The sequence below is a fragment of the Alkalibacillus almallahensis genome (assembly GCF_011761495.1).
Lineage (GTDB): Bacteria > Bacillota > Bacilli > Bacillales > Alkalibacillaceae > Alkalibacillus > Alkalibacillus almallahensis.
This window is the reverse complement of the sequence record NZ_JAASRU010000006.1, coordinates 107,172-125,882: the sequence shown is the minus strand read 5'-3', so window position 1 is coordinate 125,882 and position 18,711 is coordinate 107,172. Positions and strand designations below refer to the sequence as shown.

The 18,711-nt window shown below is 38.6% G+C and carries 19 protein-coding genes, 1 riboswitch and 1 other annotated feature (1 of these 21 cut by a window edge); of the genes, 11 read left to right on the top strand and 8 right to left on the bottom strand.

All coding sequences use genetic code 11. The features are described 5' to 3' along the window. Positions 1-31 (bottom strand) — a binding site (T-box leader); it reaches 222 nt to the left of the window's first position. A 162-nt stretch (positions 32-193) separates the two neighbouring features. Then, complete coding sequence (locus FHR85_RS07090) at positions 194-1,963, top strand: glycerophosphodiester phosphodiesterase family protein (protein ID WP_167262173.1); 1,770 nt, start codon at positions 194-196, stop codon at positions 1,961-1,963. 697 nt (positions 1,964-2,660) lie between these two features. On the opposite strand, the gene FHR85_RS07085 is transcribed toward FHR85_RS07090, so the two are convergent. The 4 genes from FHR85_RS07085 to FHR85_RS07070 are packed head-to-tail and all read right to left on the bottom strand — an operon-like array spanning position 2,661 to position 6,200. Further along, complete coding sequence (locus FHR85_RS07085) at positions 2,661-3,443, bottom strand: energy-coupling factor transporter transmembrane component T family protein (protein ID WP_167262228.1); 783 nt, start codon at positions 3,441-3,443, stop codon at positions 2,661-2,663. Then, the gene (locus FHR85_RS07080) at positions 3,427-5,004 is read right to left on the bottom strand and encodes an ABC transporter ATP-binding protein (protein ID WP_208379634.1); all 1,578 of its coding nucleotides are present in this window, start codon (positions 5,002-5,004) and stop codon (positions 3,427-3,429) included. Before FHR85_RS07080 ends, FHR85_RS07085 begins: the two co-directional genes overlap by 17 nt. Further along, complete coding sequence (locus FHR85_RS07075) at positions 4,994-5,599, bottom strand: ECF transporter S component (RefSeq protein ID WP_167262171.1); 606 nt, start codon at positions 5,597-5,599, stop codon at positions 4,994-4,996. The genes FHR85_RS07080 and FHR85_RS07075 overlap by 11 nt, the downstream gene beginning before the upstream one ends. A 10-nt stretch (positions 5,600-5,609) precedes the next feature. Then, positions 5,610-6,200 carry a YkoF family thiamine/hydroxymethylpyrimidine-binding protein gene (locus FHR85_RS07070; RefSeq protein ID WP_167262170.1) on the bottom strand — a complete coding sequence of 197 codons (591 nt, stop codon included), beginning with the start codon at positions 6,198-6,200 and terminating at the stop codon, positions 5,610-5,612. A gap of 96 nt (positions 6,201-6,296) precedes the next feature. After that, a riboswitch (TPP riboswitch) is annotated at positions 6,297-6,399 on the bottom strand. A gap of 111 nt (positions 6,400-6,510) precedes the next feature. Here FHR85_RS07070 and FHR85_RS07065 point away from each other — a divergent pair. The 4 genes from FHR85_RS07065 to FHR85_RS07050 all read left to right on the top strand — a co-directional run bounded on the left by FHR85_RS07065 (position 6,511) and on the right by FHR85_RS07050 (position 9,780). Then, the gene (locus FHR85_RS07065; protein WP_167262169.1) at positions 6,511-7,161 is read left to right on the top strand and encodes an HD domain-containing protein; all 651 of its coding nucleotides are present in this window, start codon (positions 6,511-6,513) and stop codon (positions 7,159-7,161) included. Between the two features lie 73 nt (positions 7,162-7,234). After that, complete coding sequence (locus tag FHR85_RS07060; protein ID WP_167262168.1) at positions 7,235-8,668, top strand: aldehyde dehydrogenase family protein; 1,434 nt, start codon at positions 7,235-7,237, stop codon at positions 8,666-8,668. A gap of 127 nt (positions 8,669-8,795) precedes the next feature. After that, positions 8,796-9,146, top strand: a complete 351-nt coding sequence (locus FHR85_RS07055; protein ID WP_167262167.1) for a PadR family transcriptional regulator — start codon at positions 8,796-8,798, stop codon at positions 9,144-9,146. After that, positions 9,136-9,780 (top strand): permease prefix domain 1-containing protein, encoded by a 645-nt coding sequence (locus FHR85_RS07050; RefSeq protein ID WP_167262166.1) that lies wholly within the window; start codon positions 9,136-9,138, stop codon positions 9,778-9,780. Before FHR85_RS07055 ends, FHR85_RS07050 begins: the two co-directional genes overlap by 11 nt. A gap of 104 nt (positions 9,781-9,884) precedes the next feature. On the opposite strand, the gene FHR85_RS07045 is transcribed toward FHR85_RS07050, so the two are convergent. Both FHR85_RS07045 and FHR85_RS07040 read right to left on the bottom strand, forming a co-directional pair. Beyond that, the gene (locus FHR85_RS07045; RefSeq protein WP_167262165.1) at positions 9,885-10,079 is read right to left on the bottom strand and encodes a YfhD family protein; all 195 of its coding nucleotides are present in this window, start codon (positions 10,077-10,079) and stop codon (positions 9,885-9,887) included. 125 nt (positions 10,080-10,204) lie between these two features. Beyond that, positions 10,205-10,882, bottom strand: a complete 678-nt coding sequence (locus tag FHR85_RS07040) for a queuosine precursor transporter (protein WP_243864187.1) — start codon at positions 10,880-10,882, stop codon at positions 10,205-10,207. 333 nt (positions 10,883-11,215) lie between these two features. On the opposite strand from FHR85_RS07040, the gene FHR85_RS07035 reads away from it, so the two are divergent. Then, positions 11,216-11,908, top strand: a complete 693-nt coding sequence (locus tag FHR85_RS07035; protein ID WP_167262163.1) for an aspartate/glutamate racemase family protein — start codon at positions 11,216-11,218, stop codon at positions 11,906-11,908. Here FHR85_RS07035 and FHR85_RS07030 read toward each other — a convergent pair. After that, positions 11,905-12,318 (bottom strand): hypothetical protein, encoded by a 414-nt coding sequence (locus tag FHR85_RS07030; RefSeq protein WP_167262162.1) that lies wholly within the window; start codon positions 12,316-12,318, stop codon positions 11,905-11,907. The two genes, FHR85_RS07035 and FHR85_RS07030, sit on opposite strands and share 4 nt — an antisense overlap. A 95-nt stretch (positions 12,319-12,413) precedes the next feature. Next, the gene (locus tag FHR85_RS07025) at positions 12,414-14,135 is read right to left on the bottom strand and encodes an aromatic amino acid hydroxylase (RefSeq protein ID WP_167262161.1); all 1,722 of its coding nucleotides are present in this window, start codon (positions 14,133-14,135) and stop codon (positions 12,414-12,416) included. 266 nt (positions 14,136-14,401) lie between these two features. Between FHR85_RS07025 and FHR85_RS07020 the strand changes: the two genes are divergently transcribed. From FHR85_RS07020 to FHR85_RS07000, 5 genes are all read left to right on the top strand, one after another. Further along, positions 14,402-16,363, top strand: a complete 1,962-nt coding sequence (locus tag FHR85_RS07020) for an aconitate hydratase (protein WP_167262160.1) — start codon at positions 14,402-14,404, stop codon at positions 16,361-16,363. After that, a complete protein-coding gene (locus FHR85_RS07015; RefSeq protein ID WP_167262159.1) occupies positions 16,364-16,540 on the top strand; it encodes a hypothetical protein in 177 nt (58 codons plus the stop codon). 100 nt (positions 16,541-16,640) lie between these two features. Beyond that, on the top strand, positions 16,641-17,096 hold the full coding sequence (locus tag FHR85_RS07010; RefSeq protein WP_167262158.1) for a DinB family protein: 456 nt from the start codon (positions 16,641-16,643) through the stop codon (positions 17,094-17,096). Between the two features lie 135 nt (positions 17,097-17,231). After that, complete coding sequence (locus tag FHR85_RS07005; RefSeq protein WP_167262157.1) at positions 17,232-17,867, top strand: trimeric intracellular cation channel family protein; 636 nt, start codon at positions 17,232-17,234, stop codon at positions 17,865-17,867. A 58-nt stretch (positions 17,868-17,925) separates the two neighbouring features. Then, positions 17,926-18,609 carry a Crp/Fnr family transcriptional regulator gene (locus tag FHR85_RS07000; protein WP_167262156.1) on the top strand — a complete coding sequence of 228 codons (684 nt, stop codon included), beginning with the start codon at positions 17,926-17,928 and terminating at the stop codon, positions 18,607-18,609. Positions 18,610-18,711 lie beyond the last annotated feature (102 nt).

The window sequence follows — 18,711 nt, the reverse complement described above, 5'->3', positions numbered from 1 at the left end:
CTGAATTACTTCTCTTCATCTTTGCCAATCCGTTTTAAGATTTAATTCATAGCATAATTGAATGAGATGACAATGTCAACATAAAAACTTAAAAATATGTTATTGTTTCTTAATTGTGTTTGCAGGGCTAATCGTTTAGCATAAGCTATAATAGGGAAGTTTCACGTATTAATAAGTCGAGGTGGAGGGTCATATGTTTCGCTTGTTTAAACGCAGCTTAGATGACTTTAAAACAACATACCCACAACATTTAGCGTTTGCTATTTTTTACATGTTACTGACGAGCTTTATTTTTGTACCCGTGGCTTCGATCTTTTTTAACCGTATTCTTGTGTATATTGATGCCCCTACACTAATTAATAATGAAGTTTACTCAGTGGCACTGAGTTACACGGGCATCTCGATATTAATATTAGTTGGACTCATCGTTTTTATATTATTATTTATACAATTCGCTGTATTTATTGTGATTGCTCAGAAACAATACTTTAAAAAACCAATTACCGTGGCTAATGCCCTTATAACAGGGTTTGCACGAGCGAAAAAATTGTTAAGCATTAGTGTGCTGCCTTTGATTCTAGTGCTGTTATTACTCACGCCATTTATCAGAACACCGCTAAACGAAATTGTCTATGACTTGAATATGTCGATTTTATACTCGGGTCACTTATCTTTATCCTATGTTTCGTTGGCAGTGTATTTCTCCATATTAATGTTTGTTCTTTATATAATTTTGCGTTGGATTTTCGTGATTCATTTTATTGTTATTGAAAAAAACAATGTTCGACATGCAATCAAACGCAGCATGAAATTAACCAAGCGTCATCAAAAATCGATTCTAATTAATGTTTTATCGATTAATGTCCTTATTGTTGTAGCGAGTACGTTCATATTGTATTTGCTATCTCTAATTCCGAATGTCATGACGGGGACGATCATCGGAGAATTAATTGAACATTACTTGGTGACGATCACAAGTATTATTGCGACTTTATCGACGCTTGTTTTAATTCCTGTCAATGTGATTATGTTGACTCGTTTATTCTATCAGTACAAACATGAAGAAGAACAAGAAGTAACGGATGACCTGGAATTATCACGTAGTATAAGGTTGGCGGTTGCTGAGCGCAAAGCTTATTCATTTTTTAGACGTAGACGATTATTAATCTCATTATTGGTCATCGTCTATGTCACAGGTGTATTTGCTTATAACCAAACAATAAGCGGCAATCTTGTTTACTTAGATTGGAATGTTGAAGTGGCGGCGCACCGAGGGGACTCAAAGAATGCTCCAGAGAATTCGATGAGTGCTGTTGAATCAGCCATTGAACAAGGCTTGAATGTGGTCGAAGTCGACGTGCAATTAACACGAGATAACGTATTGGTATTACACCATGACAAAACTTTACTGCGGACAGCAGGAGCGCCTGAACGCGTGAGTGATTTAACTTATAACGAATTACGGACTCATGATATTGGTTCTTCATTTTCTGAAGAATTTGCGGGTGAATCGATTCCTAGATTGGAGGATGTTTTTGAGGTCGCTCAAGAAGCAGGCGTTAAATTACTACTAGATGTTAAACCCGATGAAAATGAGGAAGCTTTAGCACGAAATTTAGCAATCTTGCTTGAAGAAAAAGAAATGATTGGCGAAACGTATGTTCAATCGTTCAATAATCAGTTTTTACAATCCATAAGAGATGAAAATGAAGAGATTGAAATTGGTCAGATTGTATTCACGGCAGTAGGGGATTTATCTCGATTAGATGTCGATTTTTATACGGTTCATCAAACCATGTTGTCAGATGATCTAGTGAATGAGCTCAAACGCGATGGTTATGGTATTTGGGTCTGGTCCACGAATATCGACCGAACAGCGAACCAAGTCTTACAGTACGATGTGGATGGGATTATCACGAAAACACCTGATGTGGTTTTAAGAATGATTGAAATTAGACAATAAAGATAAAAGCTGGCAGTGGTCCAGATTCAGGTTGTCGACATTTTTTCGGCAGCCTGATTTTTTATGAACTTTAAATAATCTCCATTAAAAAATAAGCTTCATGAAAACATGGAAGTTCTCTTAATGTGATGCAGAATTAACTACTATTAAATTGAAGGAGAATGTAAATGCCAACCTATAAATCAAATTCAACCACATTTGGCATAATAAAATAAGCGAATACAATTAAACCAACGACCCAAACAAGTAATAAAGAATTAATAATTATCCTGTGTTTAGATGGACCTGGACTAAATACATTGAGTTTTTCTCCTACAATAAAAATGGGGGCCGATAAGTAAAAATAAATAAAAAATATGATGGTTATTCGTTTTGAATCCGGCGTATAATATTCGAACATAGAAAGTTCTGTAAATATAATGATCGGAACAAAAAGGCCATATGTACTAAAAAAAAATATTTTATTCCACATATCAATCACTCCTTTATTATCCATTTTCGACCATCTTAATTGGGGCATTTAACACAGATGTACTGGTCTCAAATCAATTTATGTAATAGGTCATATTCTTAATGAATATGACCTAAATTATTTTTTTGGGAACTTATAAGACAATGACCAGGATTTCCTTTTATTAGTCACGTTCAATGGTTAATTACTGACTTTACAATGGTACAGTTCACTATTATATTTTATTTAGTTTACTTGATAACCGAAAATATTTAAATATCCGAAATAGTATGATGCAGCAAACGCCAAGAATAGGGCGCCAACCATCATACCGAGAAAACGCCAATCTCGTTTGGTGACCGTCATTTGGTGATAATGTGTTCGATCATGTTCCCCTGTAAATCCTTTTGATTCCATAGCGTTAGCGACGCGTTCAGCTTTACGAATTGAATTAGCGAGCAAGGGAATGCTGTAACGTTTAAATTGTCTAATGCGGCCTCGAATGCCTTTTGCCCGACCCACTCCACGAACGCGATGAGCTTGCCTTAGAACTTCAAGTTCATGTTTGAATGTCGGTAAGAAACGGTAACCCGCTAACACGCCATACGTGATTTTCGGTGAGAGTCGCAATTGTTGCATGAGACTTAACATAAATTTCGTCGAATCTGTTGTCATGATAAATAGTAGTGACAAGGCAATAAAACATAGCGACCTTAATGCCAAACTAATCGCAACAAGAAGACCACCTGTGGTTACTTCGAATGTCCAAAATGAAAACAGCACGGATCCATTTTGGAATGTTTCGCTGGTGTATAGTAAACGTGCCCAAGAAAACGATGCGATAAATAAAAGGAACGGAACGAAAAATTTAATCCATCGTTTAAAGGGAATGTCTGACAGTAATAAGGTCACAGTTAAAATAAAAATTAAATAAACAAGTGGTGTGAACACATCAAATGTTAGACCTAGTAAAATACCAGGAATCAACACCGCAATTGCTTTAACAGTGGGGTTAATGGCCGAGATCATGAGCAACACCAACTTTCTCCCGCATTTCCAGTCGAAATGGTTTTCTTAATCTTGCCTGGTTTAATAACTCATCATGTTCCCACAGCTTAGCTGGGTGCCCGTGATATTGTATTGATTGTTCATTAAGAACATAAACCGAATCACAAAACTGATCGACTAAATCCATATCATGAGTAACGAATACAATCGTTGTACCTTGTTGCTGAATTTCGGTCATGATCTCCATTAATTCATGAGTCGTTTGGGCATCCTGACCAAATGTCGGCTCGTCAAACAGTAATAGATCAGGCGTTTCGTCTAACATAGTCGCAACACTAAGCCGTCGTTTTTGACCACCACTTAAGGCGAAAGGATTCTGCGATTGTTCATGAATTAAGTGAAAATGGCTTAGTAATTCTCTAGTTCTTGTGTCGATTGTTTCAGCATCATACCCGTTTAATGTCATGCTAAAGGCGATTTCTTCGTAGGTCGTATCTGTAATAAATTGATGTTCGGGATTTTGAAAGACAAATCCCATATGCTGACGTAATGACTGTTCCTTCCACTTGGTGAGTGGCTTGTTTAAGAAAGTCATGGTGCCTGCTTCTGGTTGTAAGAGCCTTGCCATTAATTGTAATAAGGTGGACTTACCTGCACCATTTTCACCGACAATTGCTGTCATTTCACCTTTTTTCAGTGTTAGATTAATATTTTTTAAGATTGGTTTGTTCTTTCTGGAAAACGAGGTGCTTTCCATCGTAAAACACGGCTCTGTGTTGTTTGAATGATTAATCGGTTTTGAAATGGGTGGTGAGTTAAGATATTGTTTTGGGATGAAAATACCATGGTCGATTAGTTGCTGTTGTTTCGTTTGGAATATAGATTCGACTTCACCATCTTCCATTAGTTCCCCTTGTCGACTTAATACTAGAACACGGTCGATTAAATAGAGCCAATCATCAGCTTGATGTTCGATTAAAAGAATCGTTAGTTGCATAGCTGATTGTAATTGTTCGATTAACTGAATAAATTCGAGCTGACTCATCGGGTCTAAGTTAGCTGTTGGTTCATCGAGAATAAGCACGTCTGGTTCTAGTAATAGCACAGAAGCTAGGGCGATTTTTTGTTTTTGGCCACCTGAAAGGGTATGAATCGCTTCGTGCTTATAGTCATACATCCCGATTGTCATTAATATCTCATCAATTCGCGCTTCCATCTCTTCACGCGGAGTTTGAATATTTTCGAGTGTAAAAGCGAGTTCATCTTCAACGGTGATCATACAAAATTGACTATCGGGGTCTTGGAACACGATGCCAATTTGTTGATTAATCTGTCCTTTTTCGAAATCATGAACAGGTTGACCACGGAAACGAATCACCCCTGATGCAGTGCCTTCGACTGCATCAGGATATAATCCGTTTAAACAAAGTGATAGGCTAGACTTACCAGATCCACTTGGACCGATTAGAAGTGTTGTTTCATTTTCATATAACGTAAAGTTTAGTTGGTTCAGAAGTGGTTCGTCTAACGTCTCGTAGCTAAAGCTGTAGTTGTGAACGGATATGACGGGACTAAGCTGCATCTTGTTCACGGTTTTGTTGACGCTCCTTTCCTAACGCGTAGCCACGAAGAACACCAGTCTTCGCTAATTGATCGCTAATCCATTTACCAAGTAGGGCCATAATTAACATACTACTTATAATGCGTGTGATCAGCATAACGCCAACTAACCACGCTTCATAGGCAAAGAAACCTGCTGAATAGTAATGCCAAGCAAAACTAACAATCGCTGTTAGTACAGCGGCTAAAAGTAACACACGTGTCCGGTAATCCCGCCATTTCGTCACAGCAAAAGCAGTTTCTGCACCAAGTCCTTGCACTGCTGCACTGATTATAAGTTGTGGGCCAGCTGGACTTCCAATTAAGACTTGAACAACCCCAGCAATCAATTCTGACATAAAGGCTGCGCCAGGCTTGCGAATAATATAAGCGGCAATAATCGATACAATGAACCAAATGCCATAAATAAATTCATAGCCAAGAGGTCCAATGCCAAAAGGTGTTAGAGCACTGACAAGTCCTTGGCCGATTCCAAAGGCTAATAGATAGATTACCGCAAATACGACGCCTAAAATCGACAGCAACACAATTTCTTTCAGTTTCCATTGTTTAGTCATGGCTTACCTCCTATTTATTTGACGGACTATTTGCCGAAATAGTAAAGGTCATTGTTGTGTGTGATACTTCTTGCTGGACAGATTCGAACGCATCTTGCATAGCATCAAATATAGCTTGCACATCACCATCAAGGCGCGTCATATAATGAGCAGCACTGACATCCACGCCACGTGCTTTGGACAGATCAATTTGTTCATAGATTTTGTCCATATAGTCTTCCCGTCCAAGTGGATGAATCGCGAACTTACAACCAGCACGTTGTGGTGCATTGGCTAATTGAGGAGCATTCGCTGGTGCATCTGATTCTGCCATATAGACGTCAGCTTCATTATCACCAGGGCACCCGATCGAATAAGTTCCTGTCATGGCAACATGTTCACCTGTTTTAGCGGCGTGTAAGAAGATAGCCTTTGTTACATCAAAGATATGCACAATTTTACCTCTTACACAAGTTGTGACATCATCGGTTTCCTTCCATACTTTCGATTGGTCAACTTCATCTAGAGCGGACAAAATAATATCGACAAAGTTGTCGCTCATTGGGTAGAGCGTGAATTGAACCCCTGCAATACGACTTGTGTTGCACTGTTGATTCGTCATGACGAATCGCCTCCTTATAAAGTGTCTGTTTATAACAAAAAAACTGCATCCCGTGGGAATGCAGTTCAGCTATTGTGTCGTAACACTTATGGTAGATTAAGCTTCACTGCACTTCCCCACGCTAGTATTACCTAGTTCGGGTCTTGAGGGTCAGGTCCAACCTTCTCAGCCACTTGACGTAGCTCCCCTAGTGCATGTTCATCACGTATGCAGTTTTGTTATACTTACATCATAATAAATGAAAGCATGATTGTAAACGTCTAAGATTGCTAGTCTTTGTCGTTGGTCATGTCATAAAGGGTGATGTCGAGTGAATGAACGGGAGCAGCAAGTGATTCAGAATACGGAAAAATTCGTCCATCGTCAGTTAGTGTCAGAGGGGTCTGGACATGACTGGTGGCATATCCAGCGTGTTGTTAACAATGCTAGACAAATAGCTGATACAGTAGATATTGATAAGTGGATTGTAGAGATGGCGGCTTTATTACATGATCTAATCGATGATAAAGTCACTCATGATGTTACAGGGAGTCGACAAGACCTCATGAAATGGTTAGAAGATCAACGCGTTTCAGAGCAACAAATTGACCATATATTTGCCATCATCGATACAATCTCATTTAAGCATGGTTACAAGACATTACTGAGCCGTGAAGCGGAAGTCGTCCAAGATGCGGACCGTTTAGATGCAATTGGTGCTATTGGTATTGCTCGAAGTTTCACCTATGCAGGGTCTAAAGGGCATCTCATCCATCATCCCGAAGAGTCACCACGCGACAATATGACAGAAGATGAGTACCGCTATGAAACCAATACGGCGATTAATCATTTTTATGAAAAATTATTAACCTTAAAAGAACAAATGAATACAGCTGAAGGTTACCGTATGGCAGAGAAGCGTCATCAATTTATGGAAACATATTTAGAACAATTTTATGCTGAATGGGATGGAAAATCATAAATCGTGTTACGTTTTGGTTTAAATGTGGAATAGTGTTATAGAACATTATTATAAATGAAAGGTGATGACATATATGTTGCAATATCAACCTTATCTTGATCAGTTAGCGAATCATACAACTGAATCCCAAGCGTTAGTTAATCCGCATACAAAAGAAGAAATTGCTCGAATGCCGATTTGTAAAGAAGAGCAGATGGAGAAAGCTATTAAACAAGCAGATGAAGCATTCAAAACAATTAAGAATATGCCTGCCCACGAACGCAGTGATATTTTAAATCGAGCAAGTGACATTTTACAGGAAAATAAACAAATGGTCGCTGAAACGATTGCTCAAGAAGCGGCGAAACCGATGAAGTATGCTTTAGCAGAAGTAGACCGCACTGTGCAGACGTTGAAATTCTCCTCAGTTGAAGCACGAAAGCTAGAAGGTGAATCCATTCCAATGGATGCTGCGCCAAATGGTGCTGGGCGTGACGCTTACACGATCTTTGAACCGATTGGCGTCATTGGTGCCATTACACCATTTAATTTCCCACTTAATTTAGTCGTGCATAAAGTTGGGCCTGCGATTGCCTCTGGTAATACAGTCATTGTAAAACCTGCTGAAAAAACACCTCTATCAGCGATCTTATTACGTGAAGCGTTGGTACAAGCGGGATTACCTGAAGATGCTTACCATGTCGTACCAGGCGAAGGCAAAGTGTTAGGCGATGTCTTACTTAAAAGTGACGCGGTCCAAAAGATTACATTCACTGGTAGCCCACCAGTTGGTCGTGAAATTAAATCGAACGCGGGCCTTAAGAAGGTTACCCTTGAATTGGGTAATAACTCAGCACTATATGTCGATAAAAGCATGAATGATCGTATGGATGATGTCGTACCAAAAGCCGTGCATGGATCTTACGCATATAACGGACAGGTTTGCATTAGTACACAACGCATTTATGTGCATGAAGATATTGCTGACATCTTTGCAGAACAATTTGTTAAGGGTGCTGAACAACTTACATTTGGTGATCCACTTGATGAAGAGACAGATGTTTGTAATTTAATTGATGAATCATCACAACAGACCTTACTCGAATGGATAGAAGATGCTGAGCAACAAGGTGCAAAAGTTTTAACAGGTGGAAAAGCTAAGGATAACGGCATTGCTCCAACTGTTTTAACAGATGTTCCAGAGGGTGCGAAGATCATGAAAGAAGAAGCTTTTGGACCTGTTGTTATTATTAATCGTGTAGCCAGTGGCGATGAGGCGTTAATAGCGATGAATAACAGTCAATACGGCTTAAGTGCTGGTCTATTTAGTAATGATATGAAGCAAGCAATCGATATGGCCCATGGTCTAGAAGTTGGTCAGGTACTGGTAAATGATGTTCCGACATTACGTTTTGACCATATGCCATATGGAGGTCGAAAACAATCAGGTTATGGCTATGAAGGCGTCAAATACGCCATTCATGAAATGGTAAATCGGAAAATGATAAGTTTAAATTACAGATTTTAATACGGTTTATAGGTGCCGATCAGTATAACAACTGATCGGTATTTTTTATGATATAGTACTTGTTCTGATAAATTACTTTGACAGACAAAGTAATATGTTGTACATTGTTATTGTGGAGGTGAGATATTTGGCATCGAATATTTCAACAGATTTAATTCGCGGACATACATCAACGATTATTTTAAATATTCTACGTCAAGGCGATAGTTATGGTTATGAGATTTATAAACAAATTATTGCCCTAAGTAATGGCGAATACGAATTGAAAGAAGCAACACTTTATACAGCATTTAGACGTTTACAAAAGGATGGCTTGATCGAATCGTATTGGGGAGATGAAACCCAAGGAGGTCGGCGGAAGTATTACCGTTTGACTCAAGCAGGACGTGATACGTATGAACAGAACCGACAAGATTGGCTTTTCGCTAAAGAAGTCTTAAACAAATTAATAACAGGAGGGGATGACGATGAGTCTTAATCGAGATGTCCAACACTATATAGACGATTTATTTAAAGATGTCGGCGAAAGTCAGCAACTCTTTGATTTAAAGCAAGAGTTAATTACCAATATGCATGCTCGAATTAGTGACTATCAGAAGCAAGGCATGAGTGAGCAAGAAGCTTTTCGGGAAACTAAAGCATCGATGGGAGATATGAGTGGATTAGTAGAAGATATGAGACAACACGGTGCAGACACATCAAAACAAACCGTCTATACATCGATGACGAATAGAATGGCAGTTGGCGCTCTTGTAATCGGGGCGATGTTGATTGTTTTTGGATTGCTAATGTCTATGAGCATGATGTTTATGGACGTTGAACCTGTAGCGGTGCCTGGTGCGGGAATATTTGCGGTCATTGGTGGTGTCTTTTTGACTTACGGTATTCTAACACGCGAAACCCAGACGATGTACGCCATGCAACGCTTGCGTGCTGCACTTTACTCTGTTGCAATTGGCTTTATGTTATTTGCGATTTTCACAGCGATTACCTCAGGATTAGCGACAGGTGAACTATTTGTTGGTTTTGCTGCTTTTACAGTGTTTTTTGTGATTGGTTTTGGGTTATGGTTAGGTTTATTATTGACTACTCAGGTGAGTCGGCAGAAGTAGTTTGAATGATAGAACTCTGTGACTTTAGTTTTGAATGCACCCAAACATTAAAAAGCCCCGAAGTGACTTTTCAATAAGTAAATAGTCGCTTCGGGGCTTTAGTATTATAATGATCGTCGTTTATTATGTTTTTCCTGTCGCGTACGTTCTTCAGCTTCGGCAGCTCTTCGTTGTGCTTCGAAATCAGCGCTATCAGCTAAGTCTTCTGCAAATTCAACATCCTTAGACTCGACTTGTTGATTTTGTGGTGTTTGCCCAAGTGGCTTTTTACTTTTTCCTTTGTGTTCATCTTTTCCCATCATGTTCACCCTTTCTGAAAGTTAACACGCGTAGTATGTGCTTATGGGTGGTCTGATATGTAAGAATGATGAATAATAAATCATAAAATAACCACCGTTCTAATCAGGACGGTGGTTAGGTTTATTTATTCTTTTACTGGACCATTCATTTTACGTGCAAGATATAAAATCGGTGTGTCTAAGATCGCTACAAGGAGTTTTAATAAATAGGTTGTAATTCCAATCATAACAACTGTGCTGAATCCAAATACTCCAAGAAATGCAATGAATGTAAATATAAAGCTATCCACTAATTGACTTGTTGCGGTACTGATATTATTTCGAATAAATAAAAACTTACCATCTGTTTTACGTTTAATGGCATCAAATATATACACATCAAGTAGTTGAGAAATGAAGTAGGCCACAAAGCTTGCGATCATGATTCTTGGTGTGATGCTGAACAATGTTTCCATGGGTTCATGCGCGAAATCTTCAGAGTTCGGCACATAATTTAAGTCGACTTGAATCATGATGACGAAAAAAGCCATCGAGGCTAGTCCAACAAATACACTTTTCCGTGCTTCTTCTTTTCCGTACTTCTCATTTAATAAATCAGTGGCTAAAAAGATCGTCGCATAGACGACATTTCCGAGCGTTGCTTCTAAACCGAATATATTGACGCTCTTAACAACTTCTATATTCGCAATCACTGTTGCAAAAGCAATCCAAGCAAATAATCCAGTTTTTCCAAATAATTTATAGAATAACAATATTCCTATAAAGTTAATGGCTAAAGTCACAAAAAATAAAATCTCGTTCAATTTTGTCATCTCCTTAATTTTTTTATAGCAGGTTTTGGGTAACTGCTGTATTTGTTAGCGAATATTGTAGCTAAATCGCTTGTAAATCATACCACTCAATAATACGTTGTTTCAATCATTAATTATTCGAATTCCTTGGATAACTCCAGTTTGATACATGGAGTATGAAGCGTCTTAGATATTTGACTTATAATAGTACTTGAACTAACATAATTCTAATAATTTACTGGATTAGGCTGAAGGTACAGTTTAAATTCATTGCCGGGAAATAATCATCGAAATACGTCATATTACCCGGGAAATAATTTTATTTTGTCGGAAGGTGGTATTTTAATGAAAACAATTGGTGTGATTGGTGGTATGAGTTGGGAGTCGACCGCTGAATATTATCAGGAAATGAATAGACAGGTGAAGGAACGCTTAGGTGGGCTTCATTCTGCTGAGTGCATAATCTATAGTGTGGATTTTGCTGAGATTGAACGTTATCAGGCTGAAGGTGAGTGGGATAAAGCGGGACAAGTGTTAGCAGAAGCAGGGAAGAAGCTTGAATTAGTTGGAGCTGACGTGATTGTCTTAGCTACAAATACGATGCATAAAGTAATCGATCAGATTGACATGGCAACTAAAGTTCCGACTATTCATATTGCTGATGCAACAGCTGACGCCATAAAAGCACAGGGCCTAAATCGTGTCGCATTATTAGGGACGAAGTATACAATGGAACAAGAATTTTATAAAGGACAGATCGCTGAACAGAATTTAGACGTGTTAGTACCTGATGAGACTGACCAGGACCATGTTCACCATATTATTTTTGATGAGTTAGTTTTAGGTGAGTTCCATGAAAATTCAAGACAGTATTATATAGATGTGATTAATCAACTTGTACAACAGGGTGCTGAAGGCGTTATTTTTGGTTGTACAGAAATTGGGTTATTGATTAAGTCACACGATGTGACAGTGCCTGTTTTTGATACATCCCAAATTCATGTCACACGTGCTGTTGATTACGCATTAGAGAATTAGTGAGTTGAGCGTTTTTCACGGATTCGTTCGTCAAAGAACCAAAGCGTAAAAGCGGCTAACACACTAGCTATAAGCAGACCATACATGTCTGCAATATAATGGTTAAATTCCTGCATGAGTTTAGAGGGGTCTGCTAATAAACCGAGGATAAAAATAAAGTTAAATCCGAATATCAAATGCCAAATGAGTGCTGATTTTTTACGGTTTTTAGGTTTTAATTTATAAGTTAAAACATCGCTTAATACGGATGAGGGAATGCCATAGGAAATGAGGCAACCGATGACATATAAAGCAACCATCAGTAATAGAATGGTGAAAGAAATAGTGCTTGTGAAACTTAATGTAATCGTCACGATCGGAATTAAACATATTGTCGTTAGTAAAAAGGCGTAAAACTTTCTTAAGAGCATCATGATCACCTGCTTTATTGTTAGCTTATCACGGCTCAGTAGTTTTTGAACATACAAAACGGGAGAGTAATCATATTCTCTCCCGTTTTTATTGTTTATTCTATTATGGATAATCCTCGTTCAATTAAAGTGTGTAATTCATCATTAACTTCTTGTAATTCATGCAATTCCGTTTCGACTCTGGTTGTTAATGGATCGTTTGGCGCTATGTCGTTTAATATTTCGAACAACTCAAGCCGTGATAACCATTCATGAGGATGGTTTTCGTTTAATTCTTGGTGGACTTTTTTGATGGCTTCCACAGTCGGATTGTTCTCACGAATCTCGCGAATTTCTGCGAACAAGGCATTTAATGGCGTGTCAGCAGCTGATTCTGTACTTTCGTTTTCATTTTCGTGAACGGTATGAAAACTCTCACCATCTGCTGCACCTGCAAATACAGATGTAACAGACATTCCAATAGCTAAATCAAATGTCTCTTCATCAAATGTCACAAGTGAATGTTGACCTAGTGACGCATGGCCGTTCTTGAGTCTTAAGAGAACAACTTTGTCATTTCGTTTGATGATCGAATCAACCTCACCATTGATTTCTATTCCACTATTATAAATCAACGAGACTCGTTCACCTTCATGAATACCATTAGCTATTAATTCATCATCCGTTAATGTTTCAAGTGGTTGGTCTAAATTGATGATTTCCCCGATTGGCGCTTGAAACCCTTCTGGATATTGATCTGAACCATGTCCGACTAATTGTTTATCATCCACGGCTAGAGCTGTTGCTCCGTCTGTCGTGAGCCAAATCGCTTCTCCTTGGTCGTTCTTAATTAAATCAGCGATTGTGCCAGTAATCTGTATACCTGATGACATCACTGCTGTTGCTGTATGACCTGACTTAACGGCTTTATCTAAACTTTCAGTACCGCCTTGCATAAAGGCCATTGATTGCGCGAGTTCTTCAGCAGCTTCTGATAATTGTGCGAAACTTTCACATACAAATAAATGAGGTTGCGGTTTTGTAATATCAAAATCTGTTTTGATGACTGTTTCCTTATCAAATGGTAATTTATCTACCTCATCACTTAATGCGTTAGATCCTTCTCCGACAGAAGATAGTAAGCCGGCACCATATATTTTAGGGTCATCGAGTGTTCCGATAAGTCCAAATTCAACTGTCCACCAGTAGAACCGTCCAACGATCTGCGCTTCAGATAATTCGGTAATTTGTGCTTCACGTTCCTCTACTTGTTGTTTTGCAGCAAGAATTTGTTCATCTGTCGCTTCACCTTTTTCTAATAAATTGGAGTAGTGGCGAACAGCTTCAAAATGATCATGTTCTTCTTTCGTCGCTAATGCCTTCATCCCAATTTCGCCAAATCGTTTGACGAAAGCAGAGTATTCAGGGTCGGCTAAAATCGGAGCGTGCCCCGCTGCCTCATGAATAATATCAGGCGCTGGTGTGTATAATATGTTTTCTAATTTCCGTATTTCATTAACGACAGGAAGAATACCTTGTGCTTGAAATTCGAAAAATGCCACGCCTGGAATAAAACCATCAATTGTCGCGGCTCCCCAACCAAATGTGGCTAAACTTTCATTCATTTCCTCGACATTAGGAATTTGTTCAATTGATATAGCAGATGCTTTAAGTCCATCTGTGTAAGCTTCATGAGCTTTATCTTTTAGTAAATTATGATTTTGTCGCATCACATAACGCCAAACAGCATGATTAATTGATGTATAGTTTTCATAGTTCTGGTCAACCGTGTATTTTCGTAGATGTTTAGGGACTGATTTCGCTTCAATTGTCTGCATATTACCTCTCCTTTTTAGCGCTTTTATACTAAATCGCTTAAACGCTTTTATCTATTAAAGTTATGTAAGAATTATAAAGAATATAACATGGACTGTGAATCTAAACAAATACTTTTTTATATTTTTTTGACTAATTTTCGTCAACTTGAACAGGATATAGTTGGTAATAGCTGATGTGGTGGGTGTTTAAGATATTTAGAAGAAGGGTATATTGAACAATATGTAGAGTGAAAGTACGGATCATTATTGAAAGGGGATTTAAGCTTATGAAAATGAACGTAACACAAAAACTCATTTCTGAACATTTAGTTTCAGGTGAGATGACACCTGGTGAAGAAATCGGGTTACAAATTGATCAGACATTAACGCAGGATGCGACGGGTACCATGGTCATGCTTGAGCTTGAAGCGATGGGCATTGATCAAGCTAAAACAGAAGTTTCAGCTCAATATGTTGACCATAACTTAATCCAAGATGATTATCGTAACCCAGATGATCATATGTTCTTACGTAGTGCAGCTAATCGTTTTGGCATTTATTATAGTCGCCCAGGTAATGGGGTCAGTCACCCTGTTCATATGCAAAAACTAGCTCGTCCAGGTAAGACATTATTAGGTTCAGACAGTCATACGTGTGCAAACGGTTCTATGGGAATGCTTGCGATGGGCGCAGGTGGTATTGATGTTGCTTTAGCAATTGCTGGAGAGCCTTATTACATTAAAATGCCAGAAGTTTGGGGCATTAAGCTAACTGGTAAGCTACCTGATTGGGTCAGTGCCAAAGATGTGATTCTTGAGTTATTACGTCGTCATGATGTAAAAGGTGGCGTCGGCAAGGTGATCGAATATTATGGTCCAGGTGTCAAAGAATTATCAGCGATGGATCGTCACGTAATTGCGAATATGGGGGCTGAGCTTGGTGCAACAGGCACGGTTTTCCCAGCGGATAAAGAAGTGAAACACTTCATGAAAGTGCAAGGTCGTGAAGAAGAATTTGAAGAACTATCAGCTGATCGTGGCGCTGAATATGATATTGAAGAAGAGATTGATCTTTCACAATTAGAGCCGTTAATTGCTAAACCTTCAAGTCCAGGTAAAGTCGTACCTGTTAGTGAAGTTGCAGGAGAACCGCTTTATCAATCATACATTGGTTCATCAGCTAACCCTGGTTATCGTGACTTTGCTATTGTAGCTGAGATTGTTAAAGATAAACATATTGCTGAAGGGTTATCGCTTGATATTAACCCATCATCTCGTCAGATCCTAACGCAACTTGTGGAAGATGGCCATATCGCAAGCTTACTTCAAGCTGGAGCTCGTCTTCACCAAGCGGGTTGTAATGGATGTATTGGTATGGGGCAAGCGCCAGCTTCTGGGAAAAACAGTTTAAGAACGACGCCTCGTAACTTCCCTGGTCGTTCAGGTACGAAAGAAGACAGTGTATTCTTATGTAGTCCTGAAACAGCAGCTGCATCTGCTCTAACAGGTGAAATCACGGATCCTCGTACACTTGATATGAGTTATCCGAAAATTAAGGAACCAACGAAAGTCGATTTCCAAAAAGAAAAACACATGTTAGAAGCACCATCAACACCTGCTGAAGGGTTAAAAGTGGAACTTGAGAAAGGGCCTAATATTAGCTCGATCCCACAAATGAATCCATTACAGGATCAATTTGAAGTGCCAGTTCTACTGAAAATGGGAGATAATATTTCAACAGATGAAATCTTAGCTGGTGGTTCACGTGTGCTACCGTACCGTAGTAATTTACCGAAGATTAGTGCCTTTACGTTTGAAATCGTTGATGATCAGTACTACGAACGGGCAATGAATATTAGAAATGAAAGTGGTCACGCTGTAATTGGCGGATATAACTATGGTCAAGGTTCAAGCCGGGAGCACGCTGCACTTGCGCCGAGATATCTTGGTATGAAAGCTGCTATAACGAAGGACTTTGCAAGAATCCACTTACAAAATTTAATTAACTTCGGTATTTTACCGCTAACGTTCGTGAATGAAAGTGATTATGATAAGGTCGAACAAGACGATGTCTTAGAATTCACCGATGTCCGTAAGAAAATCCAAGAGTCTTATGAATTTGAAGTCGGCATCAAAGGAAAAGATGAAACAATTCGAGTTAAACACAGTTTAACTGATCGCCATTTGGACATAATACTAGCAGGAGGCATTATTAACTGGGTGAAAAACAAACAAGAAAGTGGTGTCTAAATGGGTTCACAGGATTCGCGTTGTAAAGCATGTGATGGCGCTGGTCTATTAATGGACGATGAGGAATGGCGCTATACTTGCACAGTTTGTGGCGGTGACGGTTTTGTTTCAGTCTATGACCAAGAGGATAATCGTCACTTAAGCAATGTTGATGAAAACAATCGAATTTTAGACTAATGAGAAGCATCTCAATCCTCAGGTTGAGATGCTTTTCTTATGCAGGTTATTTTCGTTTGAATTGAGCTTTTGCTATGATGAAGTCAGGAGGGATGAGGAAATGAACGAACAAACAATTTTTGCAGATATGGACTTTTGGCGCAATGGTCTAATTAAATTAACAGAATCGATGACAGAAGAAGATTTAGATCGAATTCCTCAAGGTTTTAACAACAATCCGCGTTGGAACATTGGTCATGCTTTAGTCACAACAGATAGCTTGGTCACAGGTGCGTTAGGTGAAAGTAGCTTAGTACCAGATGGTTATGCTGAGCTATTCGCACGTGGAACGAGTCCAAACGAATGGGAAGATAAAGTAGTACCTACGAAAGATGCGTTAATTGAACAATTATCCTTGCATAATCAGAAATTACAAGAATTAGTTTCAGGTAAATTAGATCAATCAATGGCATTCGATATGTTCCACTTAGAAACAGTTGAAGATGCGATTAAATTTGCAACATCTCATGAATCGATGCATTCAGGTATTGCTAAAGCGCAGAAACCGATGAAGTAAATGAAAAGGCTGACATATGTCGGCCTTTTTTTAGTTCTTTTATAAAGTTTTCTTTGAACACGTCACACATCCCGACATTATTTGTTAAAATAATATAAGTCTTTGTTTAAAGTTGTAATTAATGGGGGTGATGATATGACGTGGGAAATTCTAAATGTGATTGGTACAATGGCGTTTGCTATTAGTGGAGCGATTGTCGCTTTGGAAGAACGATATGATTTATTTGGTGTTTATTTACTTGGTTTCACGACTGCCTTTGGTGGTGGCCTCATACGACACGTTGTCTTAGGGTTACCAGTTTCAGAAGTATGGAATCAAAGCATGTTGTTTTTAATTGCATTTATCACGTTAACGTTATTATTTTTCATCCCGTTTCATTGGTTTTTAACAGGTTGGGCCAAATGGGGTGCATTCTTTGATTCTATTGGCTTATCCTCCTTTGCTGTTCAAGGGGCACTCTTTGCTGTGGCAGCTGGATATCCGTTACCAGCCATTATTGTAGGAAGTGTCATTACAGGAACAGGGGGCGGGATGGTGCGAGATGTCCTTGCGGGTCGGAAACCACTTGTATTACATAAAGAAATTTATGCGATGTGGGCTGTATTAGGTGCGATTGTAATTGGTGTTGGCTTAGCTGATGAGATGATGGAGTATATGATATTATTGTCCTTAATCATTACGTTAAGAATGCTCTCAGTTATGTATGACTGGCGATTACCTAGTCGAAGTGACTGGTTGAATTTCTTGAGACGAATGGGTCGTTCGTCTTAATATGCACCATTAAGTTTGTAAGAGTTATGAGGTGTCATCGTCTAGAAAGGGAGATATCATGACTTATTCAATGGGATTCTTTCGCCAATTTCCGATTTTTCAGGATTTAGCTGATGAAGAATTACAAGAAGTGAATGATATTGCTAATCAGCGTGATATGAAAAAAGGAAATGTTGTTTTTCATCAAGGAGAAGCGCGAGATGCTGTCTTTTTTGTGATCTCTGGATTGATCAAAATTTATAAAGTGAGTGAGAGTGGCCAAGAACAAGTGATTAATTTCATTCACTCAAATGATATGTTTCCGCATGTAGGTTTTTTTGATGATTCCCCTTATCCTGCAACTGCTGTTACATTAACAGATACACACTTGCTTGCAATTCCAATTGAGGCTTTTGAGAATTTATTAATTCAAAAGCCCAAGATTTCAATCAAAGTGATGCGAGTGATGGGAAAGAAAATCTTAGATTTACAATCTCGTGTCCAGCAAATTAGTACGAAAACAGTGTTTGAGCGAACGGTTTCGATGCTAATTCAATTGACAGATGAGTTAGGTGAAAATGAAACAAGTGGTGAAATTACTTTAAACTTACCGATTACGAATACTGACTTAGCTAATATGGTCGGGGTTACACGTGAGTCAGTGAATCGGACATTTAATCAACTTAAGAAATCCAATATTATTACATATGACCGAAACTATGTGATCGTCCACGATTATGAAGCGTTATTAGAACGGATATAACAGTTGAATCTTTTCAAAGCCTTTTAATGAATTGGCAGCATTGTGAGAAATATCACAAAGCTGTCATTTTTTTATGCTCCAAATGTGATATAAATCACAAAT